General features: G+C 48.7%; 17 protein-coding genes and 2 pseudogenes. 8 read left to right on the forward strand and 11 right to left on the reverse strand.

Features of this window, described 5'->3' with window-relative positions; genetic code table 11:
• Positions 1-101: 101 nt before the first annotated feature.
• Genes ACKFKH_RS20290 through drmC form a run of 4 tightly spaced genes read left to right on the forward strand, consistent with a single transcriptional unit; the run spans position 102 to position 8,937 of the window.
• Positions 102-2,207, forward strand: coding sequence for a UvrD-helicase domain-containing protein (locus ACKFKH_RS20290; RefSeq protein WP_446860159.1), 2,106 nt, complete (start codon positions 102-104; stop codon positions 2,205-2,207).
• On the forward strand, positions 2,204-6,199 hold the full coding sequence (gene drmA, locus ACKFKH_RS20295) for a DISARM system helicase DrmA (RefSeq protein WP_446860160.1): 3,996 nt from the start codon (positions 2,204-2,206) through the stop codon (positions 6,197-6,199). Before ACKFKH_RS20290 ends, drmA begins: the two co-directional genes overlap by 4 nt.
• A gap of 8 nt (positions 6,200-6,207) precedes the next feature.
• Positions 6,208-8,079: a DrmB family protein gene (gene drmB / locus ACKFKH_RS20300; RefSeq protein WP_446860161.1), complete on the forward strand. Its 1,872-nt coding sequence runs from the start codon at positions 6,208-6,210 to the stop codon at positions 8,077-8,079.
• A 3-nt stretch (positions 8,080-8,082) separates the two neighbouring features.
• Positions 8,083-8,937: a DISARM system phospholipase D-like protein DrmC gene (gene drmC, locus ACKFKH_RS20305; protein ID WP_446860162.1), complete on the forward strand. Its 855-nt coding sequence runs from the start codon at positions 8,083-8,085 to the stop codon at positions 8,935-8,937.
• A gap of 66 nt (positions 8,938-9,003) precedes the next feature.
• On the opposite strand, the gene ACKFKH_RS20310 is transcribed toward drmC, so the two are convergent.
• The 7 genes and pseudogenes from ACKFKH_RS20310 to ACKFKH_RS20340 all read right to left on the reverse strand — a co-directional run bounded on the left by ACKFKH_RS20310 (position 9,004) and on the right by ACKFKH_RS20340 (position 16,215).
• Entirely contained in the window at positions 9,004-9,234 is a 231-nt protein-coding gene (locus ACKFKH_RS20310; RefSeq protein WP_446860175.1) for a hypothetical protein, read from the reverse strand.
• 6 nt (positions 9,235-9,240) lie between these two features.
• A pseudogene (locus ACKFKH_RS20315) lies at positions 9,241-9,492 on the reverse strand (DUF6527 family protein); the annotation flags it as partial.
• Positions 9,489-10,664 carry a ThiF family adenylyltransferase gene (locus ACKFKH_RS20320; RefSeq protein ID WP_446860163.1) on the reverse strand — a complete coding sequence of 392 codons (1,176 nt, stop codon included), beginning with the start codon at positions 10,662-10,664 and terminating at the stop codon, positions 9,489-9,491. The pseudogene ACKFKH_RS20315 and the gene ACKFKH_RS20320, both read right to left, overlap by 4 nt.
• Positions 10,639-11,373 (reverse strand): multiubiquitin domain-containing protein, encoded by a 735-nt coding sequence (locus ACKFKH_RS20325; RefSeq protein WP_446860164.1) that lies wholly within the window; start codon positions 11,371-11,373, stop codon positions 10,639-10,641. The genes ACKFKH_RS20320 and ACKFKH_RS20325 overlap by 26 nt, the downstream gene beginning before the upstream one ends.
• Before the next feature lie 87 nt (positions 11,374-11,460).
• A complete protein-coding gene (locus tag ACKFKH_RS20330) occupies positions 11,461-14,847 on the reverse strand; it encodes a UvrD-helicase domain-containing protein (protein WP_446860165.1) in 3,387 nt (1,128 codons plus the stop codon).
• A 1-nt stretch (position 14,848) separates the two neighbouring features.
• A complete protein-coding gene (locus ACKFKH_RS20335) occupies positions 14,849-15,433 on the reverse strand; it encodes a hypothetical protein (RefSeq protein WP_446860166.1) in 585 nt (194 codons plus the stop codon).
• Positions 15,430-16,215, reverse strand: a complete 786-nt coding sequence (locus ACKFKH_RS20340) for an RNA polymerase sigma factor (protein WP_446860167.1) — start codon at positions 16,213-16,215, stop codon at positions 15,430-15,432. Before ACKFKH_RS20340 ends, ACKFKH_RS20335 begins: the two co-directional genes overlap by 4 nt.
• A gap of 670 nt (positions 16,216-16,885) precedes the next feature.
• Between ACKFKH_RS20340 and ACKFKH_RS20345 the strand changes: the two genes are divergently transcribed.
• The gene (locus tag ACKFKH_RS20345; protein ID WP_446860168.1) at positions 16,886-16,993 is read left to right on the forward strand and encodes a DUF4351 domain-containing protein; all 108 of its coding nucleotides are present in this window, start codon (positions 16,886-16,888) and stop codon (positions 16,991-16,993) included.
• A gap of 71 nt (positions 16,994-17,064) precedes the next feature.
• Here ACKFKH_RS20345 and ACKFKH_RS20350 read toward each other — a convergent pair whose 3' ends face one another.
• Positions 17,065-19,026 (reverse strand): GmrSD restriction endonuclease domain-containing protein, encoded by a 1,962-nt coding sequence (locus tag ACKFKH_RS20350; protein ID WP_446860169.1) that lies wholly within the window; start codon positions 19,024-19,026, stop codon positions 17,065-17,067.
• Between the two features lie 247 nt (positions 19,027-19,273).
• Here ACKFKH_RS20350 and ACKFKH_RS20355 point away from each other — a divergent pair, with 247 nt between their 5' ends.
• Positions 19,274-19,816 carry a hypothetical protein gene (locus ACKFKH_RS20355; RefSeq protein ID WP_446860170.1) on the forward strand — a complete coding sequence of 181 codons (543 nt, stop codon included), beginning with the start codon at positions 19,274-19,276 and terminating at the stop codon, positions 19,814-19,816.
• 12 nt (positions 19,817-19,828) lie between these two features.
• Positions 19,829-20,071: pseudogene (locus tag ACKFKH_RS20360) on the forward strand (hypothetical protein); the annotation flags it as partial.
• 140 nt (positions 20,072-20,211) lie between these two features.
• Here ACKFKH_RS20360 and ACKFKH_RS20365 read toward each other — a convergent pair.
• From ACKFKH_RS20365 to ACKFKH_RS20375, 3 genes are read right to left on the reverse strand one after another with little or no spacing between them, the layout of a single operon-like run.
• A complete protein-coding gene (locus tag ACKFKH_RS20365; RefSeq protein WP_446860171.1) occupies positions 20,212-21,219 on the reverse strand; it encodes an IS66 family transposase in 1,008 nt (335 codons plus the stop codon).
• A complete protein-coding gene (locus ACKFKH_RS20370; protein ID WP_446860172.1) occupies positions 21,177-21,374 on the reverse strand; it encodes a hypothetical protein in 198 nt (65 codons plus the stop codon). Before ACKFKH_RS20370 ends, ACKFKH_RS20365 begins: the two co-directional genes overlap by 43 nt.
• Before the next feature lie 19 nt (positions 21,375-21,393).
• Positions 21,394-21,627: a hypothetical protein gene (locus ACKFKH_RS20375; RefSeq protein ID WP_446860173.1), complete on the reverse strand. Its 234-nt coding sequence runs from the start codon at positions 21,625-21,627 to the stop codon at positions 21,394-21,396.
• Between the two features lie 60 nt (positions 21,628-21,687).
• On the opposite strand from ACKFKH_RS20375, the gene ACKFKH_RS20380 reads away from it, so the two are divergent.
• Positions 21,688-23,448: an AAA domain-containing protein gene (locus ACKFKH_RS20380; protein WP_446860174.1), complete on the forward strand. Its 1,761-nt coding sequence runs from the start codon at positions 21,688-21,690 to the stop codon at positions 23,446-23,448.
• Positions 23,449-23,849 lie beyond the last annotated feature (401 nt).

Raw genomic sequence — 23,849 nt, forward strand, 5'->3', positions numbered from 1 at the left:
CTATGATGTGCCAAGATTAACTCTGTCGTATCCGTAGACAACACTTCTCTACGATCATGTTCTAGGTCCACACGAAGTAGCGATTCAGCCTCCGAACGCCTGTGCCCTTTGAAATTATTCACAAACCCACCTTCACCAATCAGCTTCTCGCGATTCCGAAAGAGCGAGTCTTACAGATATTGGAGAAAATTGAGGTGCTCCGGGATGATCCCAAGTCCCACGGTAGCCTGAAGAAGAAATTACACGGGTACAAAGGCGACATTTACCGTTTGCGCTCCGGTGACTACCGTATTATTTATACCTATGGAGATCGCTGGGTGGCACTGCTTGGAGTCGATGCCCGCAAAGATGTTTATCGCGGCAGCAAATTAGTCGCTGAAGAAACAGAAATCGATGTTGGTGCCCTTTCTAATCTCGATACGCTTCTCACCCCTGAAACAGCGATCCCTAAGCCCAATGAAACCTCAACTCTTCTACCTGTCGAACTCACTGAAGAACTCTTCGAGCGCTTGCTCGTTCCCAAAGCCTGTTACCCTGTTCTGCTTGCCTGTCGCAATTTCGATGATTTGCTGGAAGCAGATGTATCGGATGCCGTCCGAGATCGCGTCTTTGACTGCATCACTGCTCCCAACTTCGATCTGGTTTTAAGACAGCCCAGCTTTGTGACCGGGAGTTCTGATGAATTGCTGCGCTTCAAAGAAGGCGATCTACTGGGCTTTCTGCTCAAACTCAATTCAGAGCAGGAGAAATTTGTCACCTGGGCACTGAAAGCAACAGGTCCAACCCTCCTCAAAGGCAGTCCCGGCACAGGTAAAAGTACTGTCGCCCTTTATCGGACTCGCGAAATCCTGCGTCAACTTCAAGCCAAAGGAATCGAGCATCCCCGCATTCTCTTTACCACTTATACAAATGCCCTGGTGACTTTCTCCGAACAACTGCTGCAACAGCTTCTAGGCAATGATGCTCAGTTTGTGGAAGTGAAAACAGCCGACGCTTTGATTTATTCGATCGCCTCTCAATTCACAGGACAACCAAAGGTCGCTTCGACGAAAGAACTTCTGAAGCTGATTCAACAAGCGATTCCAACAACGCTTGCCGCCTTGGAAGGAAATGTGCTGCAACAGCAGGCGCAACGACTGATTCTCCAACGGCTGCGACCAGAATATCTCTTAGAAGAACTCACAGAAGTGATCGATGCGAGAGGCATCAGAGCGCTGGAAGACTATCAGACAACACCCCGAACAGGTCGTAACATTCCACTGAACAAAATTCAGCGCCAAGCGATTTGGACTTTACGGCAGCAGTTCGATCGTTTGGTTGCAGCACAAGGACTGGAGACCTGGGCACAACTGCGACTTCGCGCATTAAATGTGCTGGAAACCGCCGAAGCGCGATTCCCTGGAAAGCTTGCAGAGCGATCGCTTTATAATGCAGTGATTATCGACGAAGCTCAAGATCTCAGCCCCACGGTTCTCCGATGTCTGATCCAACTCTGCCCGGAACCCAGTCACCTCTTCATCACTGCCGATGCTAATCAATCCATCTATGGCAGCAGTTTTCGCTGGAGTGACGTGCATGACTCCCTCAAATTCGTTGGACGTACAGGCGTTCTAAAAATTAATCACCGCACCACTCAAGAAATTGGGGAAGCTGCCTACTCGTATCTTCAAGACGGCACACTTGATGCCGACGATGTGGAACGACTCTACGTTCACACAGGTCCACCGCCTGCGGTTCGTGCCATCTCTGATCGCGCTTCAGAAGGAAATTTACTCGCTCAATTTTGTCGCACCGCTGCACATGAATTTCGATTGGGACTTGGAGCGTGTGCGATTCTCGTTCCGACTGAAAAAGCTGGAAAGAACATTACTGGGCAGTTGAATTATCTGGGAATTGAAGCACGATTCATGACCAGCAAAGACTTAGACCTTAACTGTAAGGGGGTGAAAATTCTGCCACTCAAAGCTGCTAAAGGATTAGAGTTCCCGATCGTTGCGATCGCAGGTTTTCTAGAAACCCCCTATCCGACAATTCCAAAAGGCACTCCCTCCGAAGCCGCCACTGAGATTCTCGTCAAGGAACGGCGTACCTTGTATGTTGCGATGACAAGAGCGATGCGTGCCCTACTCGTTCTCGTTCCTGCTAAGAAACCGTCACTGCTTTTACAATCCTTTGATCCCCAACTCTGGAACCTCGGCGACTCATGAAGATTATCAAGCTCCCAGCAATTCTTCCCGGCAATCTAGATCTAGAAAAGATCAATCAACAGTTGCGCGATCGTACTGCTCAACTCAATTGGAGTGCAGTCGTTTCAGCTTCTGATGAGTCTCTTCATGTCTTGCTTGCTGGACTTGATTTATCAGACGATGCGGATGTTTTAGGGGATAGCACTTTATCGGAAACGATCGCGGGCAAGATCGTGCAGGTGCTTCAGGAACAACCGGAACCTGTTAAGACTCAACAATCAAAGCCAACTGAACCTAAAATTACTCCTGCCATTTGGCAGCAATCCAACTTATTGCAGCCTCAGTTCGTAGCAACCGATCAAGAACAAGGTGAGGGGCAAGGCAATCTGATTGAGATGCAATTTGTCCCAACTCCCTCATCAGAAGCTGAGCCACCTGCTGCGGAAAACAACAAAGTGCCATCCTCTGATGCTGCACCTGTTCTACAGCCTCCTTCCTACTACCAAATTCGAGCCGAGTTAGAGGAGGCTGTCTTAGCGGACTTATTAGGTCCAGCAGGCGGAGAATACGAAGAAGTGGATGAAGCGCGAGTCAGCGATCGCTATCTCGTTGGGCTACTGGCTCCCCTACATCGACGCAATCGCCCTGCTCAATCTGACGATCAACTCGAACAGCTTGATGAACTGATTGCGGCGAAGACTGGAACGGTTGATGAAAGTACTGAGCAACTGGATGAACTGGCTGTGGGTGGGACCAGTACGATCGAGGACGGCACAACTGAAACGATCACTCCTGCGATCGAAACGATGTTTCCTTCCTCGCTGGGAATGAGCTTCTGTGTGAGTGCTGCTGCCAAAGCAATCATGATCAAAGCAGGATGGGGACAATACGATCGCACGAAGAGCGAGTACCTCCAGACTCCAACAGGCGCACCTAAAGCCGTATGGCGTAGGTATCCGGTTATTGGGCAATCTCCGCCCATTGCTCTAAAAGCAGGTGCAGTGAAGTCCTGGCGGATCGACCCAGAGCGCGAAGTCTATGTGCGTGGGCAAATTCGTGCTGTTGGCTCCGATTGGATTATCAGTTTGTTTCTCGTGAATGAACAGCGAGAACCTGATCGCTCTCCGGATCAGGCATGGCTATTTCAGCCTGAACTCAGCGTTGAATCTGCTGACCCCAATCATCGCGGCATTTTCATCCGTAAAGCAACTCAGCGATCTCTGGGTAAGCTCGACCCTGTACAGTACGCCGAAGAACAAGCGATGGAGATGCTTTATCGGCATCAAATTGAATTTGCTGTTGGACACGGAACGGGCGTTCACGCTGAATTATCAGAAGGAAGTGGTGATCACGCGATTCGCCTTTGCACTCGTGTCGTTCCTGCCTATGAAATTCCTAAAACTGATGCTCCCACGCCAGACGAAATTCCTGGACTTACAGGACTTGTTCTAGACATGAAGGAGTTAGCAGAATCATCTCTAGAGGCTTTAGTTACGAAGCTAAATCCGCTCGTTGCTGCCTACGCAAATTGGATAGAAGGGCAAGCTGCTCGGATTGCTGATCCAACTGCCAAGCTGCAAGGCTATGAAGCGATCGCAACGGATGCCCTCGCAAACTGTACTCACGCTTTAGAACGCATTCAATCTGGTCTAGAGTTATTGCAATCTGATCCACAAAGTTTTGAAGCGTTTCAGTTCATGAATCGCTCAATGTGGCAGCAGCGAGTTCATTCCCTTTATGCAGAACAGATCCGTCGTGGCGAAACGCTAGAACTCAGCACTATTGATATTTCTAGAAATCGCTCCTGGCGACCTTTTCAGCTTGCATTCATCCTACTCAATCTGCCAAGCATTACTGACCTCAATCATCCAGATCGCACTCATGAAACGCAAGCGATCGCAGACTTACTCTGGTTTCCCACAGGAGGTGGTAAGACTGAAGCTTACCTGGGACTGACCGCTTACACGATCGGACTGCGGCGATTACAAGGTACGATCGAAGGACGCTCCGGTGAATCGGGTGTTGCTGTGTTGATGCGATATACTCTCCGGTTGCTCACCCTACAACAATTTCAACGCGCCACGGCTTTAATCTGCGCTTGTGAAGCGATTCGTCGAGAAGATCCTGCGAAATGGGGAAAAGAACCGTTTCGGATTGGATTGTGGGTTGGACAGAAAACAACTCCCAACCGGACTGAACAAAGTGAAGAATTTCTCAAACAAAAACTCGGACAGTATCAACCGACCAGCAGTGGCTCTCCCCATCAGCTTACAAACTGCCCTTGGTGTGGTTCTAAGATCGATCCTGGTAAACAGAACATTAAAGTTGAATCCTTTGCAAAGGGACAGGCACGGACGCTGATCTACTGCGGTGAACCCCTCGGTCGCTGTCTATTTTCTCAGCGACAATCTCCCACTGAAGGCTTACCCATTCTCGTTGTAGATGAAGAGATCTACCGTCGTCTCCCCACTTTGCTGATTGCAACGGTCGATAAATTCGCCCAAATGCCTTGGAATGGTGCTACCCAAATGTTATTTGGACAGGTCGAAGGCTACTGTCAACGACACGGATTTGTCTCTCCTGAAATTGATGATTCTCCCAGCCATCCCGCAAAGTATGGTCAACCGTCTGCCAAGACCTTATCTCATAATCCGTTGCGTCCTCCCGATTTGATTATTCAAGATGAGTTACACCTGATCAGTGGACCGCTCGGAACGTTGGTTGGACTCTATGAAACAGCGGTAGATAGCCTCTGTTCTTGGACAGTGGATGGCAAAACGGTTCGTCCTAAAGTGATTGCTTCCACGGCGACGATTCGACAAGCGCGAGATCAAATCCATCACCTTTTCCTTCGTCAAGTTCAGATCTTTCCGCCACAAGGCTTGGATGTCACCGATAACTTCTTCTCATTGCAGCGATCGCCGAGTGAAGACTATCCTGGACGGCGATATCTCGGAATTTGTGCAACCGGACGGAGATTAAAAGCGGCGCTGATTCGAGTCTACACAGCAGGTCTGGCAGCATCGCAGGCAATCTACGAGAAATATGGTGAGGCGGCTGACCCTTGGATGACGTTGGTGGGCTATTTCAACTCCATGCGGGAATTAGGCGGAACTCGGCGACTGGTCGATGATGATATTCAATCGCGCCTCGGCAAGATGGATCAACGGGGACTCGCAAAGCGATCGCGCATTGAGGTCAAAGAGCTTACGTCTCGAATTGCTTCGACGGATATCCCGATCGTGCTGGATGCGCTAGAAGTTCCGTTCAATCCGAATCGAGACAAGAAAACAGACTCGCGTAAACCGATCGATGTTCTACTCGCAACGAACATGATTTCGGTCGGTGTCGATGTCCGACGCTTGGGCGCAATGGTCGTGACCGGACAACCGAAAACAACAGCAGAGTATATTCAAGCCACTTCGCGTGTTGGACGAACGTTTCCTGGCATCGTATTCACTGTTTACAACTGGGCACGACCGAGAGATTTGTCTCACTATGAGCAGTTTGAACACTATCACGCGACGTTTTACAAGCATGTTGAAGCATTATCGGTGACTCCCTTTGCGCCTCGTGCGATCGATCGTGGACTCGCTGCTTTATTGGTTGCACTGGTTCGTCTGAAAGGAACGGAACTCAACAAAAATGACAAAGCTGGGCGCATCGATCGTAACCATCCGCATGTTCAAGAAGCGATTAATACGATCGTGACCCGTGCTGCCAATGTAGAGGGTCTCAAAACGCGAGATTTAGTCAGACAGGAATTAGAAGCCAAACTGGACTACTGGCTAGAACAATCTGCGAACTTGATGGGTGGAGCTGTGCTGGGCTATCAATCTCAGAAAGATGGCGTGACTCAAGGGTTACTCACTCAGCCTGGACAGGGGGATTGGCAACCGTTTACCTGTTTGAATTCGCTTCGCAACGTGGAACCGACGATCGGGCTAATTCTTGACGATCGCATTCCCGATGATGATTTCCGTACTCCTCAACCCATGCCCACACCCGATTGATATCCCTTATGGCACAAGCACAACCCCGTAATAAAGTTGGTGAACTCCGACCCAGCCAGATTCTCTTTTCCGCTGGTATCGGCTCCGTGATAGATTTACCCAATCTTTCCACAATAGTCATGGGACTTGATGATTGGGATATTAACTACGCCAAAGAATTAGGAGAGGAACGATTGCTCGGAGCGGTAAAGCGATCGCTTTCACCTTCTGTAAAGCGCTTACTGTCTCCACCTCTCCCTCCTGAATCCGATGGAGCGCTAAGCTTTCTCGACGAAAGCCACCGAGTCGGTATTCCAGTTTCTCCATTTCCCACTTGGATGCTCTGCCCGAATTGCCGCCTCTTAGCGCCGCTACAATCTCGATTGTTTGATCTCAAGACAGATCGCTTTCGTCCAGATCAAAACCGCTATGTGCATACGAACTGTCCAAAGGGCAAATACCCACCGACTGTCATCCCGGCTCGTTTCCTCGTCGCCTGTAAGCATGGGCATTTAGATGACTTTCCTTGGCGGTACTTTGTTCATCGCGGTGCTGATTGTAAGAAAGGAACTTTACGGTTGAACGAGTATGGTGTGTCCGGCTCTGCGGCGGATATTGAGGTGAAATGTGATAGCTGTGGGGTGACTCGTCGAATGTCTGATGCCTTTGGTGAACCTGGCAAAAAGAATATGCCTCAGTGTCGCGGTCGCCATGTTCACCTGCGGAATTTTGATGAAGGCGGTTGCGACCAACAGATGGTCGGCATTTTGTTGGGTGCTTCTAATAGCTGGTTTCCGATTACCCTGTCTGCGCTTTCGATTCCAACCGTAGCCGATAAGCTGGCACAACTGGTCGAAAAACATTGGACAGTCCTGGAAAAAGCGGTCAGTCCAGAAGTTCTCGCTGCTTTCCGGCAAATTGGGCAACTGAAGGAATTCGCGAAGTACTCAGATTCGGAGATTTGGGCACAAGTTCAGCAGAAACGATCTCAAACGACCGATGACGAAAGTAACGAAGCGAAAGATATCAAAACTCCAGAGTGGCAGGTGTTCTCAGCCGCAGAAACGAACCTAAATTCTTCAGATTTTTGGCTCACGCCTGTCGCGTCTCCCAAAGGCTATGAGTCCTATATTGAGAGGGTTGTGCTAGTCGATCGTCTGCGAGAAGTTCGAGCCTTAGTCGGTTTTTCACGCATCGAGTCTCCTGGCGATTTTGCTGAAACTGGCGAGTTGCCCGAAGATTACTGGGCACCCCTCAGTCGTCAAGAGCCAAAGTGGGTTCCAGCGACCGAAGTTCGCGGAGAAGGGCTATTTATCCAGTTCAAGGAATCCGCGATCTCACAATGGGAGGCTTTACCGGAAGTGTCGATCTACGAAAAACAGAGCATTGAGGCTCATCGTCGTTGGCGCATAGCACGATCGCTGAATCCAGATACGAACTATCCAGGCGTTCGATACATTCTGCTGCATTCCTTTGCTCACGCTTTGATGCGACAGTTCGCGATCGAATGTGGCTATACCGCTGCCAGTCTCCGAGAGCGCATCTACTCAAAAGCGCCGCAGGACGAGAACGGACCCCAGGCAGGAATTCTGATCTATACGGCTGCTCCGGATAGTGAGGGCACATTAGGAGGACTTGTCAGCTTAGGAGAGCCTGCTACTCTCGGTCGCCATATTGATCAGGCGTTAGAGCAGATGTGCTTATGTGCGTCTGATCCGCTCTGTGCGGAGCACAGTCCACTGCAATCTCCCAATACGCTGCACTGGGCAGCTTGTCACGCTTGCCTCTTTAGTCCAGAAACGTCCTGTGAACGGGGCAATAAGTATCTCGATCGAACAGTCCTGATCTCGACCGTTAAGACTGAACTCGCTCAACTTGCCTTTTTCAAACCTGGGAGTTGATCGGTGGAAACCTTCTCTTCCAACTTACTAGAACAAATTCGTCGCGTAGCCCAGGAAGTTCCTTCCTCAACATTGGATGCCCTAATTCAAGCCCTCATGACAGTGAAGCAGGGCGAATTGACCAAGATGAGGAACAATCTTCTTCAACTGCTGCCTAGAGCATCATGGCGGCAGATGTTCAATCACCTGATTGAGGTTTGGCAAGCGGAGACCAGTGATCTGGATGGTAGAGCAGTTGCGATCGCGCTCTCCACAGCAGTCCATTGTCAGACTCAAATGCGCCAAGAACTATCCGTTGAACTCGTTTGGACTGGACCGAACCCAGAATCTTTTCCGTTGCGCCGAACGGATCAAACCTTGCTGCAACTGATTCGAGATGCACGGCAAGATCTTCTAATCGTCAGCTTTGCAATCTATAACATTCCTGAAATTGTTCAAGCATTAATTGCAGCGCTGGATCGCGGTGTAAACATTCGCATCGTCGCAGAAACTCCCGAAGCTAGCGATGGCAAGATTTCATTTGGGCTTTCGTCAACGTTTGGGGCTGAGGTTCTTAGGCGATCTCAACTCTACGTCTGGCTGAAAGCAAAACGTCCTGTGGATGAGCAAGGCAGGTACGGCTCACTTCATGCCAAATGCGCTGTGAGCGATCGACAACATCTTTTTGTCTCCAGCGCGAACTTGACTGAGTATGCAATGTCGCTGAACATAGAAATGGGTGTGCTAATTCACAATCAAAGCTTGGCACAACAAGTGATTCAGCAGATTGATAGCTTGATTTTGCACGGAAATCTAACCATGACTGATCAGCATCTTAAATCTGCCACTACAGATCGAATGATTAGACAAGATCTGTAGCGGCAATTCGTGATTAATGCTCAGCAGCAATAGGGATACGATCGCTGAATAAAGTATTCAGTAAGGTTAGTGGTTTGATTTGTGCCATATCTTGCTCCAAATCATCCTGACGCTGCCGAAGCAACGCTTCATCAATGATGAGTTCATTTTGTCTGGCTTCACTTGGTGCTGTGGTGCCAGAGGAGGTTGGTTGATCGTGTCCTGCTCAAGCTTGCCGTAATGGTCTGCTTTGGCAGCTTTATCCTTACGCCGATTCACTTCAATTTGCTTATCTGTCCAGGTTGCAGCTTCAATCATCTGTCCGTGTCGGATAAAATAATGGGAGCGACAAGCGAAACTCCAGTTCCCGATCGACGGAGATAGTGAGACTGTCTCTCCATCAAATGTCATCTTCCAGTCTGTTGGAGTGAAAGGAGTAACCACCTCCTCTCCACATCCGCAACAGCAACAATGAGCAGCAGTAGCGTACTCCATCGAAATATAAAGTATACCCGGCTGTAACTGATCTGGAAGTTGTTTGACGAATCGGTGTTCAAGGTGAGAATGGCGCATCATAGCGAATCCCCGTTGAGCAACAAATTGCCATCGGTTGTGTAGGTGCAGTGATGCTCCTGATCCAGATCTCGGTAGACTCCTCGAATCTTTTTCCACTTGATCACTGCTAGCGCTGCATTCATAGCATTCAAGTCAGCAACCTGAATGTTAGAGGCGTAGAGATCATCTTCGCCACCTCCCTCAAAATCGATCCGCCCTTGATAAAGATGGTCGCGTTTGTCTGGAGTACTTGCAGTTACCCGCAGAATGCCTCCCAACGTCCCATTGACGAGTTCCAGTCCCATGCCGACATCAATGAAAGGCACACCCAGCACTTCCAACTTCTCAAAGATGGCTCGCTTTGACGCACCTCCATCAATGCAAACAAAGACAAAGCTTACTCCTTCCAACAAATGAAGGTTATCAGCATTGATCGCAACTGAATGGGGAACGATTCCACGATGCATCTTCGAGTAAATGCTTGCCCAATAATCGACTTTTAATGGAGCATCTCGTAGATCCTCGATCGATGGGGCACCCGGTCCACGGAAAGCATTGTGCTGGAAAAACCGATCTTCATCGAACAGATGAATCTTCCGCACTGGAGTCTTAGCAACCCAATCTAACGTGTACGATCCAGTGCCGCCTAGACCGATAATTGCAACCTCCTCGGTCGCCAATCGCTGGTTGAGAGCACCGATTCCTGCTCGATCAGAGGCGGTATCAATATAGTTGAAAACGCTTTCCTGGTCGTCATCAGGGACACGAAAGGTTTTTGGACTTACACCAGGTTGCAGCACTGTTGCAGGTCCGGAGAGAATGGTGGCATAGGTTGCCATCTTATGGTGATAGTCCGTGTAGCCACTTTCTGGCTTGCTGGAGAAACTATGCTTTGCCATCAATCCATTCCCCAGATCGCGATCGCAACTTTGATGAGCAATCTGATGAATTGGAGTACCATCCGCGTTGCATGGGAACTCGCCATCGAAATGAACGACATGATCTCCCGCATACTGGGCAATATCTCCAGCCATCGTCAGACTAGAGATCAGCGTTCCGGTGCATACCTGCCGCTGTGCATTTACATAGGGGACTTCCCGGAGAACAAGGTACCCACCCTGAAGTTGGACGCAATACCCCTCTTCTCGCAGGCGTTTGAGGTCCGAACTATGATTTATCCGTTCTTGTGACATTGAAGATTGTTCCTTGTTTGACTTTAATGCTTCCACCTGCACCGAGTTCACCTTGAGGGGGAACAGATGCAGCCTTGCGGTAGGTAATGGAAAAGACGGAGTTAGGATTGGGTGAACCAGGAAAGGCAAACTGCACGATTTGCTCGAATGTCACCTCAGACCCTGACACTACTCTTGGTCGAGCATTGACAATAATCTCGATTTCAGTCTTTGGGCGAGGGGCAGTGATGAAGCGTTCGATGCCAGGAGCAGTCAGGTCAATCTTCTCCTCCGGTGCAATCAACTTGTCTTCGCCGCCACGGATTTCAAGAAATACGGCTTGATCATTGCTGATGTTTGCAAGCTGGTAGAGAGTAGCTCCGCTAATGATCGGTTTACCCCAGACGAGTTGGCGACCGTCAAGCATCAGCTTGAACTCCCGATCGCTTTGGAACGCTACAAACTGCTCCACTCCACGTCCGCGCAGGTCAAACGACTCGTCGAGGCGAATATCCTCAAAATCACCCGATGGCAGGATCGCGAACAGGCTATAGTCTCCTCGCGGGTCGATTCCACCAGCAGCGAGAATTTGTCGCCCTAGAGGGACAGGATCAGCGACCTCGATCGGTCGAAAGTTGAGGTCGTTGAGTGCGAACTGAATGAGATAGGCACGAGACTCACACGCAGTCTCACCAGGATTGTTACGATTGGGAAGCTCATCGCTCTTCATAATTGTTTCTCCTTAGAGCCTAGTGTTGTTAAATAATTTGGCTCTAGAGTGTTAATCGAAATCTCTCACTCAAAACGGTAAACTATTTTAAAATTTTCTTGACAAAGTTCCAGCAGGGATCGGGTCGCAGATAAAAAATGCTGGACAACTTGGGCAAGTGCGTGACGAAGGCTCAGGCGGAAACTGTCCATTCCGAATGTCATCGAGAAATTTCACCAGCTTTTCTCCGCTGGACTTTAACTCCTTGGGAGTTAGAGTAACAGTCTGCATTTGTTGATTAGATAGGTAAAGCAACTCTACGCTGGCATCCGGGAAAGCCTGTTGAACAGCCAGTACAAAGGCAGCAGTACCGATCGCTTTATTTTCGGATGATCGCATTCGACCAGTCCGAATTTGTCTGATCGTCTTTTTCCCATCCGGGCTGATTAGAACATCGTCAGGTCGGACGGTAATCTCTTCATCACCCACAGTCAGACTGAGCGTAGTTGGCACTTCCGGCATATATCCAGTCCGCGCTTCAACAAAAAATCGAAGCATCGTCGTAGCAATTGTCCTGAATTCTTCAGCACAGCTATGGTCTGACAGTTCGTGGTCAATCATGGCTTCCCAAACCCGCTGTTCAAGATCTGTGTCGCCAGCAGCTACGCCTTCCGTGGTCAGAACTTGAGTCACCGTCCTCACGACCTCGTGCATTTTCGTGAAAGCGGTTTCTCCTCGATGCCCCCCAACTCGTAGCACATAAGTATAGAAGAATCGGCGTGGGCAAGCGTCGTATCGAGAGATTTGCGTAGCACTCAACTGTAAATTCCCTTCAATGAGGAGGGGAATAGTGGTATTCTCCCCCGGTAGGGCGCGATCGGGGATAACGTGTTGTCGTTTGAGTCCCTGCCCCAACCGATCTAAGAATGGCGACAGTCCCCACCGATGCCCGTTCGCTTTCTGGGTTGGTACATAGAGAAACAAGCGATCTCGGGCACGGGACAGTGCTACATAAAATAAGCACTCCTGCTCAAGTTGCTGTTCAGCGCGAAACGCATCTCGTGTATTGCTAGTATTTCCCTCCACCATCCCGTCCGGTGGAGGACAGGCGGGCTGCTGCACGGTTCTAGGTAACGTGTTCAGGTTCAGCCCTGGCAGATGAACGACAGGAAACTCTAACCCCTTAGAACCATGAATCGTCATGAGGCGCACTGCGTCTAGGCTCTGGGCAGCAGCGGGTAGTTGTCGCAAGTCGCGATCGTCGCCCAATCTCAGAAGACGACGCACGCGGTTGAGCAGTCGTGTGATGGGAAGCCCCTGACCGGAGGGTTGGGCACGGATGAAGTTCATCAACTGCCAGAGTGCTATTCCACGGGAGCGATCGCGAATCCGATCTGAATTTGCAATCTGAGCAGCAAGCCGTGTTCGATCTAACAGCACGTTCCCTAAAATTGTCCAGGGCGATGAATGGGCATCAAAGCCATCTAGCACCCTCGCGATCGCACCTAAAGCCGTTTGTCCCGCCTCGGACAGATTAGGAATGATGGCTGGATGGCTGAGCCACTCAGTCTCATCGTTTTCCCGAAGAAACTCAATGACTGTCGCAACGTCTGTGATAGACATCGCAAATTCGGAATGACAAGCGATGCGAACTAATCCGGTGGCATAGCGATCAGTGAGCAAAGACAAGAGTGCAAAGACATCCTTGATCTCTGGTCGCTCGAAGAGACTACCCAGAAATAGGACGGGTACGCCGAGTCGCTCCAGATCCTGAGCGAGTTGAGCGAGTTTTTCATTGCCAGTGCAGAGGACTGCCTGATCGCAGTAAGGATATCCCTGAATCCGCATTTCCTTGATTGCGTCTGCAAGTGCTACGGTTTGTTGATCGGCTTGATCAACCGTGCGGAGTTCAGGGGGATGACCCAAAGGTTTGCGTTGAGCTTCGAGGGCACTGTTTGAAGAACCGACCATCATATCGATAGCGAAGGTCGAGAAGAGGTTCACGACTTCCTCGACCGAGCGATAGTTCTGCTTGAGGCGACCCCGCTGACCGCCTGGGAAATCTTCTTGTCCAAACCGAGCAATATTGAAGGAGGAAGCGCCGCGAAATCGATAAATGGATTGTTTTGCATCGCCCACTGCCCAGAGGTTTTCACCGTTACCACATAAAGCTTTAAGCAAGCGGACACTACTGCGGTTAACATCCTGGTATTCATCTACAAGCACATGGTCATATCGACTCTGAAGATAGTATCGAACTTGGGAATTTTCCTCCAACAGAAGCACAGGGAGCAAAACCAAGTCGCCGAAATCAAGACAACCCGCCTGCCGCTTCAGCGCTTCATACGCCTCATAAACCTGCGCTACTTCGATCGCCTTCTCCGCCGCTTCCTGCTCTTCTGGCGTTGTCGCGACCTGAAGCATTGCGGTCGCTAGCTCTGCATATTGTTGAGCATCAGTGACTTCATCTTTGGCACGCGAAATCGCTGCCAGCATATCTGCAATCGTCTGAGTTGGATCGTAGAGATTGCGGTAATGCACTAAATTCAAACGAGGGAACTCCTGTTCAAGAAGTTCAACAGCATCCGTGCGATCGAGCAAACGCAGATCCTTCGGTAAATCCAGTTCAGCATGAAAGCGCCGAATCAAATCTAGTCCGAATGCGTGGAATGTGCCAATCCACATGGCGCAAGCCGCATTCTTATTCTTTAACGCAATGCGCTCCGCCATTTCTCCTGCTGCTTTGTTTGAAAAGGTAAGCAGTAAGATCCGGCGCGGATCAACGCCGTCAGCCAGTAAACCCTCGACACGAGTTGTCAAGGTCTGAGTTTTTCCGGTTCCAGGACCAGCTTCGAGCAGATAGGCGCTGTCTCGATGCTGTGCCGCTTCGATCTGTAAAGGATTGGGTTCACGCTCATACGTTTTGGTTTCTTGCTGTAGGGTGACGAGCGGCAAGAGCAAGGCATCTAAGAGTTGCTGAACCACGACCTCGAAGGAGGCACCAAATTTCTCCGCAATTTGGGAAGCGGTTAGCCCTTCGTCAACATGAAGCCTTTTGACGACTTCGCGCGGTAGGAGAAATTCACGGGCAAAAAGATCCATTTGAATTTCACGCCGTTGTCGGGGGCTGTAATCGACAACGCGATCAACTCCAATAGGTGAAGGCTCAGCCGACCTCGCTGGATCAATGTGATAGGCAAGTTCAGCTTTAGAGTTGTCACCAAGCTCATCATGACCGATTTCATGAGCAATCAGGAAAGCTTGATCGAAAGATGTCCCACTATTTTCGTGAAGAATCAGAGCTTCGTCGTGGATAAAAATTGCTCGCCCACCATTGAGTACGACGGCTCCAGGAGCCGTCCCTTCAACGTCTATGTCTCGGTGTCTTGCCTCAGCTTGTGCAAACGCATAAGGATGTTGAGGATTTTCACCTCTAGCAACTGCTTGATTATGCAATTCAGATGCTCTCTGACGGGCGAGTTCAATTCCATCCATTTCAGCTTTTATCTATTAACAATAACGCTCGCTTCTCTGCTGGTACCCCAGCTTCGATCAAAAGTTGCTCAAAGCTTACAGGGGAGGAAATCGTTGGGCTATCGTTTGCTTTATAGCTGCGTGCTAAACCCTGTTCAGGTGGCACTGCAAGGATTTCCCTTAGCATCTCAACGGTGCTATTGATTGCTGTTGCTAATTTTTTTAGGAAAGGAATCGGCACGGACTCTACTTTAACCTGATGCTCACGAAAAGCAGTGATGACTTGGCGTGGCACATCAAGCTGTCGGGCAATATGCCGTTGCTCCTCGATCGATAGACTTTTTAGAGGATTAGTAGTCGCTTGAGAAACAGCATCAGTATATCGTTGCCATGCGCGATCGACTAACGCTTGGTCTTCGGTTGAAAGTGGAGTTTCGTCTTCGCACACTTCACGCGATAATTCGTGCGACAAATCAATGAGTTCAGCAGCGTACTGTGGGTAATTCCGCAGATACTGTTCAAGGATGTCATGCCCTAAATCTGATTCCACAGCGAAGGCATACAACACATCTTCGCGGTTGGAGTGCGAGGAGTCAGATGAGATCATAATGTTTCTCCTGCTGTTAGAGCGGCATGTAGAGCTGCGTATGCTTTTTTACGATGTGTCCGGATCGTTTTTTCAGATTTATTGAGTGCTTTCGAGATGGTCATCACACTGGAATCTTCTGAGTGAACGGGAAAGTTGAGTCGAGTCATCTCAATAATCCTTTGTTCAAGAGGGGGTAAAGAATTAATCGCTTCGTTCAAGGCAAAGCGGTAACCTTCGCCAGAAAAATCAGACATGTCGAAAGGATCAGAATTTCCTGCCGCACGCTCGACTTCAACTTTCGGTTCCCCCGTGATATCGTCATCAAGCGTAGTTTCACGTTTCGCATTTCGCCCGGCTTGCCTTTGGACATCGATATACAAGTTTCGCAAGGACTTGTTGAAGCGTGCCTCAAAGAAATCAAGCCGCTCTACGTATTCTCTGTGATCGCGAGCAATCAAGTCCGCAAATCGATCGACAACTTCTTCTCGAATCGTGGAGGTCAGGAATGTCTGTTGACCATTAAGGCTTTCCGCTGCGGAGGCATAGCGGACGATGCGATCGATCAGAAGCCTGTAGAGCTTCTCGAAAGAACTATTTGATCTCTCAGGTCGGCTCGCACGGACGAAGTGCAGTAAGCACTCGCTTGGAACGTATAGCGGGTCATCTTTCTGACGGATTGCACATCGACTAGTGAGTTCGTCGCGGGAGAGCAACGCCAACTCGCTAATTTTTGCTTCAATGTTGGATGGGCGAGTATAGAGGCTTCCATCCGATTTCTGCTTCCTTAATGGAGACACCAACGCTTCGTATCCTCCTTGATCGATCTAAAACAATGATGCTCTGCCCTTGAAGGCTTTGGTATCGCCTTCAGAAGTGACTTCTTCACGACTGAGTACACTGAGTCTGAAAAAACTCAAGTTACACGGTAGCTATGACTGGTTCCTTGCTTTCCTCATCCTTTTACTTATGCCACTTTACGCTAAGTATAGCGTGTATAAACTATGTGCGCTATTCTCAAACGCTACAAATAGTCTGATGGCTGGAGATGAGCCGCTGCTCTGCATTCACCAATGCACATCCGCACTATAGTACTGGTTCCGTTCTAATTTTGACTAAGTACAGTTATCACGAATGATTACAGAATAGTTTCTTAATTTTAATCTTAGTAAATAAGCATATCTGTAAGTGAAAACGGCTGATAGCAAAATTTTCTGATTTCCTTCAAAATCTAATTCAGTGCCGTGATCGCACTCGTGAGCGTTATGTGATTTGAGTCGCGTGAAATCGAAGTGCGGTGTTTAATTCGATAAGGAATTGCTCAGATGTTTTCTGTACGGTTGAAGATTGAATCGTGCAGAAAAGTAAAAATCTAAAGGTGAAAGCGCGATGCCTCTGGTATAGAGAACCTGCTCGCATTGCAGCGAAACCAATTAAAACGCAATCTGAAGTTTAAATTGCCTGACTGTAGAAGTGCAAATCGAAGGACTATCGGTGATAGCGTTAGACGCAATTGCGATCGCGTTACTGAATTTGAGCAATAGCGCTAAGTTAGAAGAGTGGCTGCGATCGCACCCCTGACCCTTTCAAGTCTCCTCTAAATTCTGTGGGAAAGATGCTTGCGATAAGGAAATTGGAACCTTTGCCACAAACTAAGGGACTGATTCCGCTATAGCTTGGGAAAGAATTTCTTTTGAAACATAAATCTTAAAGTCTTCGATTGTTGTGAAGAATCGATATCCAGCCTGATTTGCAGCTTCCTCAACAGATTGGCTTTCATCCAGCAGGATTGCAACTGGCTGGCTCAGTCCAGGTTGTAATCCATGTGCCCAGGCTAAGTCAAAAATTGAGATCGGACTTTTTGTTACAGGATCAACTAGCTCATACATCAACTCACCCGCAGGCAAACCTTGTCTCACCCACTGGTTGCAAGCCGCTAGCTGCTGCTCTTCGACTTCGCTGGTAACGCCATCTGGGAGCGCAACGGCTTGACGTTCTAGGATTGGGGGAGTGGGTTGAGACTCTGGCACTGTACCTGAAGACAAGCCATCTAGAAAGTCATTTGCTGCTTTTGCTAATCGCTCACGTCGGGCAGCGAGAAAATCTCGGTAATTCTCAATTTTCCAAAGACTTCGATCCATAGGAATCCAATGAGAAGCAATGCAGCCGGGATATTTCTCCTCGTAGTGCGAAAAATAGTCTTCTGGCTTCTGATTCGAGACTTTTAGATTAGTGTCTTGGGTTAAGAAGGTGAAATTTGCGATCGCATTGACTTCGCTGCGATCGTATCCATATTTGTAGAGCAATGATTTCGGGAAAATGTGATGCACTTGCAGGCTAGTCAATGCACCGAGAAGATGAGCAGAAAGAGGAATGCCTGATTCCCATTCTTGAGCGTTGCAGACTCGCGTTAATAGATAAAGCATTGGGTAGAAACGAGAACCGACACTCCATCCGGCGAAATCATTCGGCTGAATCCGCAAATCGCCGCGATCTCGTCTGAGTTGAGCGATCAATTGTTCTAAAGCACCATCCGATTGTGAGATTGCGGCAAGGTCTTGATTAAGAACAGATTCGGTTGAACCTGCATAGCGACCCCACAGAAGCGTATGAATATACCAATAAAGCAGTTGGTCGCGCTCTTTGTGGTTGCCAAGCTGCCCGTTTTGTTGAGCGAGATAGCGACAAAGCAGCGGAAAAGAATAGCGGCTGCCTAGCACCCGATCGTGGTCCAGTCCAAGGCGACCTGCAATGAGATTGAGTAAAGTGTCGATCGCTTGCTCGGTTTGATCCAACGTTTTTCGGAAAGTTTGGGTATCAACGTCTTTGAGAGCTGAGAAGAAAGCAGTTCCGGTTGCGGTCGTTGTGATACAGCGTAGAAGCCAATCCAGATTGAAGTAAAACCCAGCTTGGCTCCACTTTTCCAGCTTTGCTTTCAATTGATCGCGGGCACTCGGATACTCAGCGCAGATTTTTGCTAGAGCTAAATCACCCTTTGAAAGCTTGGTTCCGCCACTGTTGACTTTGTTGAAAATGTCCACGACAACATCTACTGTTTTATCTTCACCAGTTACTTCTTCGATGTGAAGATTGGTTGTTTTAATTGAGTCGATTGCATTCAATCGATTGATGTACGTTGTGAGATTGGGTTGAAAGTCGGGGCGCGTGACTAGCGTTTGAATAAAGCTTCCAACGCCCTGCTGCATCAAGTCTGTGACACTAATCCAGAGTGGATTTCCTTGCATTTTCATCGGAGCGTAGAACTCGAAGCTTTCTTCCTCAAGATTGAAGTAGAGTCCCGTGAAGGCTTGAGAATTGCCATCGAAGAATTTGGGTGGCTTACCTCGAACAATGCCATAAAGCGATGTGATTCGTTGCTGTCCGTCTAGCAGGAGTTTGACGACACCTGCTGCAAGCTTGCTATTTCCGCGTGCGTAATCGATCGCTTGGTCAGTTTGAGTGACCCAAACCAAAAGGCTTCCTACAGGATGCTTACGGTACAGAGAATCCATCAAACCTCTTACTTGGTCGCGATTCCAGACATAGCCGCGCTGAAACTCTGGCAAAGCGACGCTGCCAAGGTCAATCTGATCCAAGATTGTGCTGATGTTCATTGCTCGTTCTGCTCAGTAAACCGTAGCCATGATTTGCCAGGGTCATTATGGCATGGTGAATCGATTTTGGTTCAGTAAGAGACTGTTCAGGGTCGAGGATTGTGGGATTAGCACAACCAGGGTAGGGAATCCACAGGTGTAAAATCCCCTCGATCACTGGGGGGTTTACCCCCCAGTGAAGCAGAAATTTAGCTGAGGTGGTTGTGAACAATAAGTGCAATCACGACTAATTGCACCGAGAAAAACCATGCTTTTCGCAGACTATCTTGCAGAATTTCAAATAGCGCTGAGTGACGAGATCAGCGCCCTCCGTAAAGGACAAGGCAGGCAGGTCTTTATTAGCGACGGGCATCGACTGGCAAGATCTGAAGGGAGGTACATTTATTCTTTTACGGCTGACTCAGAGCTAAGGTTTCCAGACCAAACCCCAGCCGCTCTAGTTTACCGAGGAGAGCGGCGCAGTTGTCTCATTCTTTCTGTTGAAGGCTTTGAGATTGTTTTGGGATTGGCAGAAGACATTGGGGACTCGATCGCGATTGCAACGCTTTTAACCGAGCCTTGGTTTCTGTTAGAGCAACTCCAACAGCGGCTCGTCGCAGCCAATTCGATTGCTGGCTCTAACCGCTCACTTGCAGAACGACTTCTGAGCGAAACAGCGAGCGTCGCGCAAACAAATTTGAGCCAGACTCAGAGCTTTTTAGAGCAGATGGGATTTGGTGCAACCGACTACAACGAGCATCAATTGCTTGCAGTTGATCGGGTGCTGCATCACGAGGTCAGTTTTGTCTAGGGACCGCCTGGAACGGGAAAAACCAAAACGCTAGGAATAGCAGTTGCGGCATTGGCTCAGGCTGGTGAATCGGTTTTAGTGGTTGCTCATAGTAATAGTGCAGTGGATGTCGCAATGCAAAGTGTGGCTCAAAATCTACAAAACTCTCCCTACTACCGGAATGGCATGGTATTGCGGTATGGTGCTGCGAGTCGCGAAGTTTTTGAGCGATATTCCAGCCTGGATGTTAGAGAGATTGCACGGCAAGAGAAGTAGGTGTCTATTTTAATTTTCAGAAATTGCAGCATGGGATGCTTGGAGCAACAGAGTTGCTTCAAAACCTTGAAGTATTACTGAAACTTCAGACGATGACCTGAAGATTGTGGAGAAGAACGTTTTTCTGATAACAACCGCCCTTAAGAGGTGACCGGGGGAGGGTTTGCTTGAGTGATGGCAGCCAATTCTAGTTGAAAGATGGAATAGCCCTGCTTCATCCAACGGTGAACTTCACTGGTCAACTGCGTTAGTGTAAATTTCTCAAAGTGGGTATTGAGCGTCGCCAGGACGCTCATGACAATGCTACGACGCTCAGCCCCGGCTTTGGTTTTACTGGTTCTGCCCCCTTTGCGAACCTCAGCTTCACGTCGAACATTGCGTTCAGAGAGATTATTCGTGGGTTCGACTTCAGGATGGGCGACAAAGACAAACAAGGCATCTAACCCATTCACCAATTCATTTTGCAGTCGTACAAAGGTGGCAGCATGGGTCGGCATCGATTCGCTATCAATGGCTTCACCCGCACGAGAACACAAAGCCAGGATGTCTGCTTGCAATTGTTCCACTTTTTGAGGGCGACCCACACTCAAGCGACCATCCTTTTGCCAGCGTACTGCTTGTTGATAGAGGTCACAGAGTTGCTCTAAAAACACCCCATACTCTGCTTCATCCGGGTGTTCCAGCCTCAGTTTGATGGCTTTTCGCAACAGATGCGCCCAACACAATTGGTGCTGCTCAAACAGAAACTTGTAGGCCGCATAATCATCGCTCACCCCAATCCCCTGAAAGCGCTCTCCTAAAATCGCTTGTGCTTCGGCTTTCCCCCGCCCTACCCCACAGCGAAACAGCACGTACCTCAAGCTTGAAAAGGCCCAGGTGTAACATGACTGAACACCCACTTTCCAGCCCGTCTCATCAATGTAAATCACCATCTGCACGGCTAACAATTCTGCTATCGTGTCGTATTGCTCTGACCAATCGGTGCTCAGTTGATTTAACAAGGCGTTCGCTTGGGATTTGCTCAACTTTAACCCCGTGAAAAATTGCAACACCTCACACACATGGTCGAGTGAGATCCCGATCCAATAGTGCAAAAATGCCACCATCAAGATGATTTCCACTCCATACTCACTGCGGCGGTTACGCACCCCAGGCACCTCGGCACTACAGGGTTTCCGGGTTCAGCATAAATCGCATAATCGACATACTGGGCTTTCCCCTCAATGATCCGCCACACTGACTGATGCCGATTCACCTCACAGGTTTGCGGAACCACTCCGCCCGGATAAATCGCTGTGTTCACGTTGACCTGAGCGCTTTTCTCAGCTTTGGGATGAGCGTCCGGTGGCTTGCTTGCCTCGCTTACTCCGCCGTTGCGTCCCGGCTAGACTATAGTTGAGTTTGAATTTTGGCTTTTGGGCACCTTTTGCCTTCCCTTTTGCCGTCAGCAATTCCTTGAGCCGTTTGATTTCCTCCGCCATCTCTTGATTGCGCTGCAACAGGTCGGCAATCTGTTGGTCGCGATTGAGTAGCTCGGCTTCATAATCGATGGTCATGGCTACACTGAATTCAAGATTTGCGGTCGCTTGTGCCATACTCTACCACACCTCTTTCGTTTGGGGGTATTAGAGAAAATAGACAGGTACCAAGAGAATCCTGATTTAGTCGAAGAGATTGAAGCGTTGGAAGACCAGAAGCGAAAGCTGATGCAGCAATCTCGGAAAGCAGAACTAACGACTAACCAACGCCGTGAAGTGACGCTTGAATTACAGCAGGTCAGAGAAGAATTAGAACCGCTCAAAGCTGAACTGCGGGAAGTGGAGGCAGGTTTTGTTCAGAAGGCGCACATTGTTGGATGCACGTTTTCTAAAGCGTCGATCGCGGCTGAGATTTATGATCGGCGGTTTGATGTGATCGTTGTCGATGAGGCAAGTATGGCGTACATTCCTCACTGCGCGTTTGTTAGCACATTGGCAAAACGAAGGATTTCAGTGTTTGGAGATTTCAGACAGCTTGCGCCCATTTCTCAATCAACCACGGATGCCGCTGAGCGATGGCTTCAGCAAGATATTTTTGTAGAGGCAGGGATCGTTCGCAAAGTGAGACAGGGCATTCCAGATTCTCGGCTCGTGCTATTGAAAACCCAGTATCGAATGCACCCAGACATTGCGATCGTTCCGAATCAGCTATTCTACGACGGTCAGCTTGCAACAGATTCGGGAGTTGTGGAACGGACAAGTTCAATTGCCGAAAGTCTTCCCGGAGAAGGAATAGCACTGGTTTTCCGCGATTTGACAAAGCTCTCTTCTTTTTGTCGAACTGAAAGGCAGTCAAAAAGTCGGTTTAATTTGGTGTCTGCGATCGCGGCGATTGATAGTGCTTATCGAATTGTCCAAACTCAGAACCTCAGTATTGGAATCATCACTCCTTACAATGCTCAGGCTCGATTGATCAATCGTTTATTGAGAGATACGAAGCTTTTAGATCAGTCAGTCAAAGCGGCTACTGTGCATAGCTTTCAAGGGTCTGAGCAGAACATCATCATTTTTGATGCAGTCGATGGTAAGCCGAAGAGACAGGCTGGATTATTGCTGCGTGATAGTACGAATGGAACATCCATGCGTCTTGCAAACGTTGCGATTACTCGCGCTCAGGGCAAATTTATTGCTTTGGTTAATGATCAATTCATCAGAGAGAAGCTACTGCCTTCTAGTAGTTTTTATCAGCTTATGAATCAGGTGAAAGCGCAGGGTGATGTTGAGGGCTTGAGTTGGGCAAGTCCTGCAAACTCTGCGGGATGGATGCCCCAGTTACCAGGAATACAATATTTTTCTAGTCATCAAGCTGCGAAAAGCCAGATTGAAGCAGATTTGATGCAGGCAAAAGAAGAAATTGCGATCAGTTGGTCTACTCGACTGACTGCTCATCACTTTTCAGCGGCTATTCTCAAATCTTGTCGCCCTAGTGTTCGATTTTTCATTACGGGGCAGGGCTGTTGCGACTTTGCTCAGATTGGGCTGGAGAATACCAAGCTATGGGACATCGAGCTTCGGACTGAAGCTTCTTTTGTAGGAATCGATCGCGAAATCTTGTGGGTTTACCTGAATTCGAGTTCGTCGTCGAATCCGGTGCTGCGGTTGGAAATGGCTGCGACGGTTAAACTGCTCTATGCTTTCTGCCGATTAATACCGGATGATGAGTTAAAGCGTGAAACATTGACAGAGAGGAGTAAAACAGATAGAAGTCCGATCGGAAACAGATGCCTGAGATGTGGAAACAGTACTTTATGGTTACAGTCAGGTAGATATGGTGCTTATCTTGCTTGTACAGTGCAGGGCTGTGGATACACGAAGCCTATCAGCTGTCGGTTCGCTTAATTTTTAAAGCAAAAAGTAATTTTTTTGTACTATTTTTTCTGTTTTTCTTGAGAAGATTCTCAATAATCCCCACAAGAGGTGGTATACGCACAAATTACCTCAAAGATCAAGTAAGTTCTTAAAAATTTACAGGGCTTCAAGACCGCATTCTTTCGTTGGAAAATAGTTTTCTCTCACAAGAGTTAGCGAACCGACAGTATCAGGGTGAGAGAAGCGACAGACCTCGCTCGGTTCATGAGGTTAAAGTGCGATCGCTCTGGCTGTGGTGGACAAATTGAAGGACGAAAACGCCGCTCAGATGGAGGGATTTTCCTGGGCTGTACAGGCTATCCAAGGTGCGATCGCACTAAGAACGCATTTCTAAATAAAAGCTGAAATAGATGGAGCATGACCGCGAACTG

This window comes from Phormidesmis sp. 146-20 (assembly GCF_052939475.1).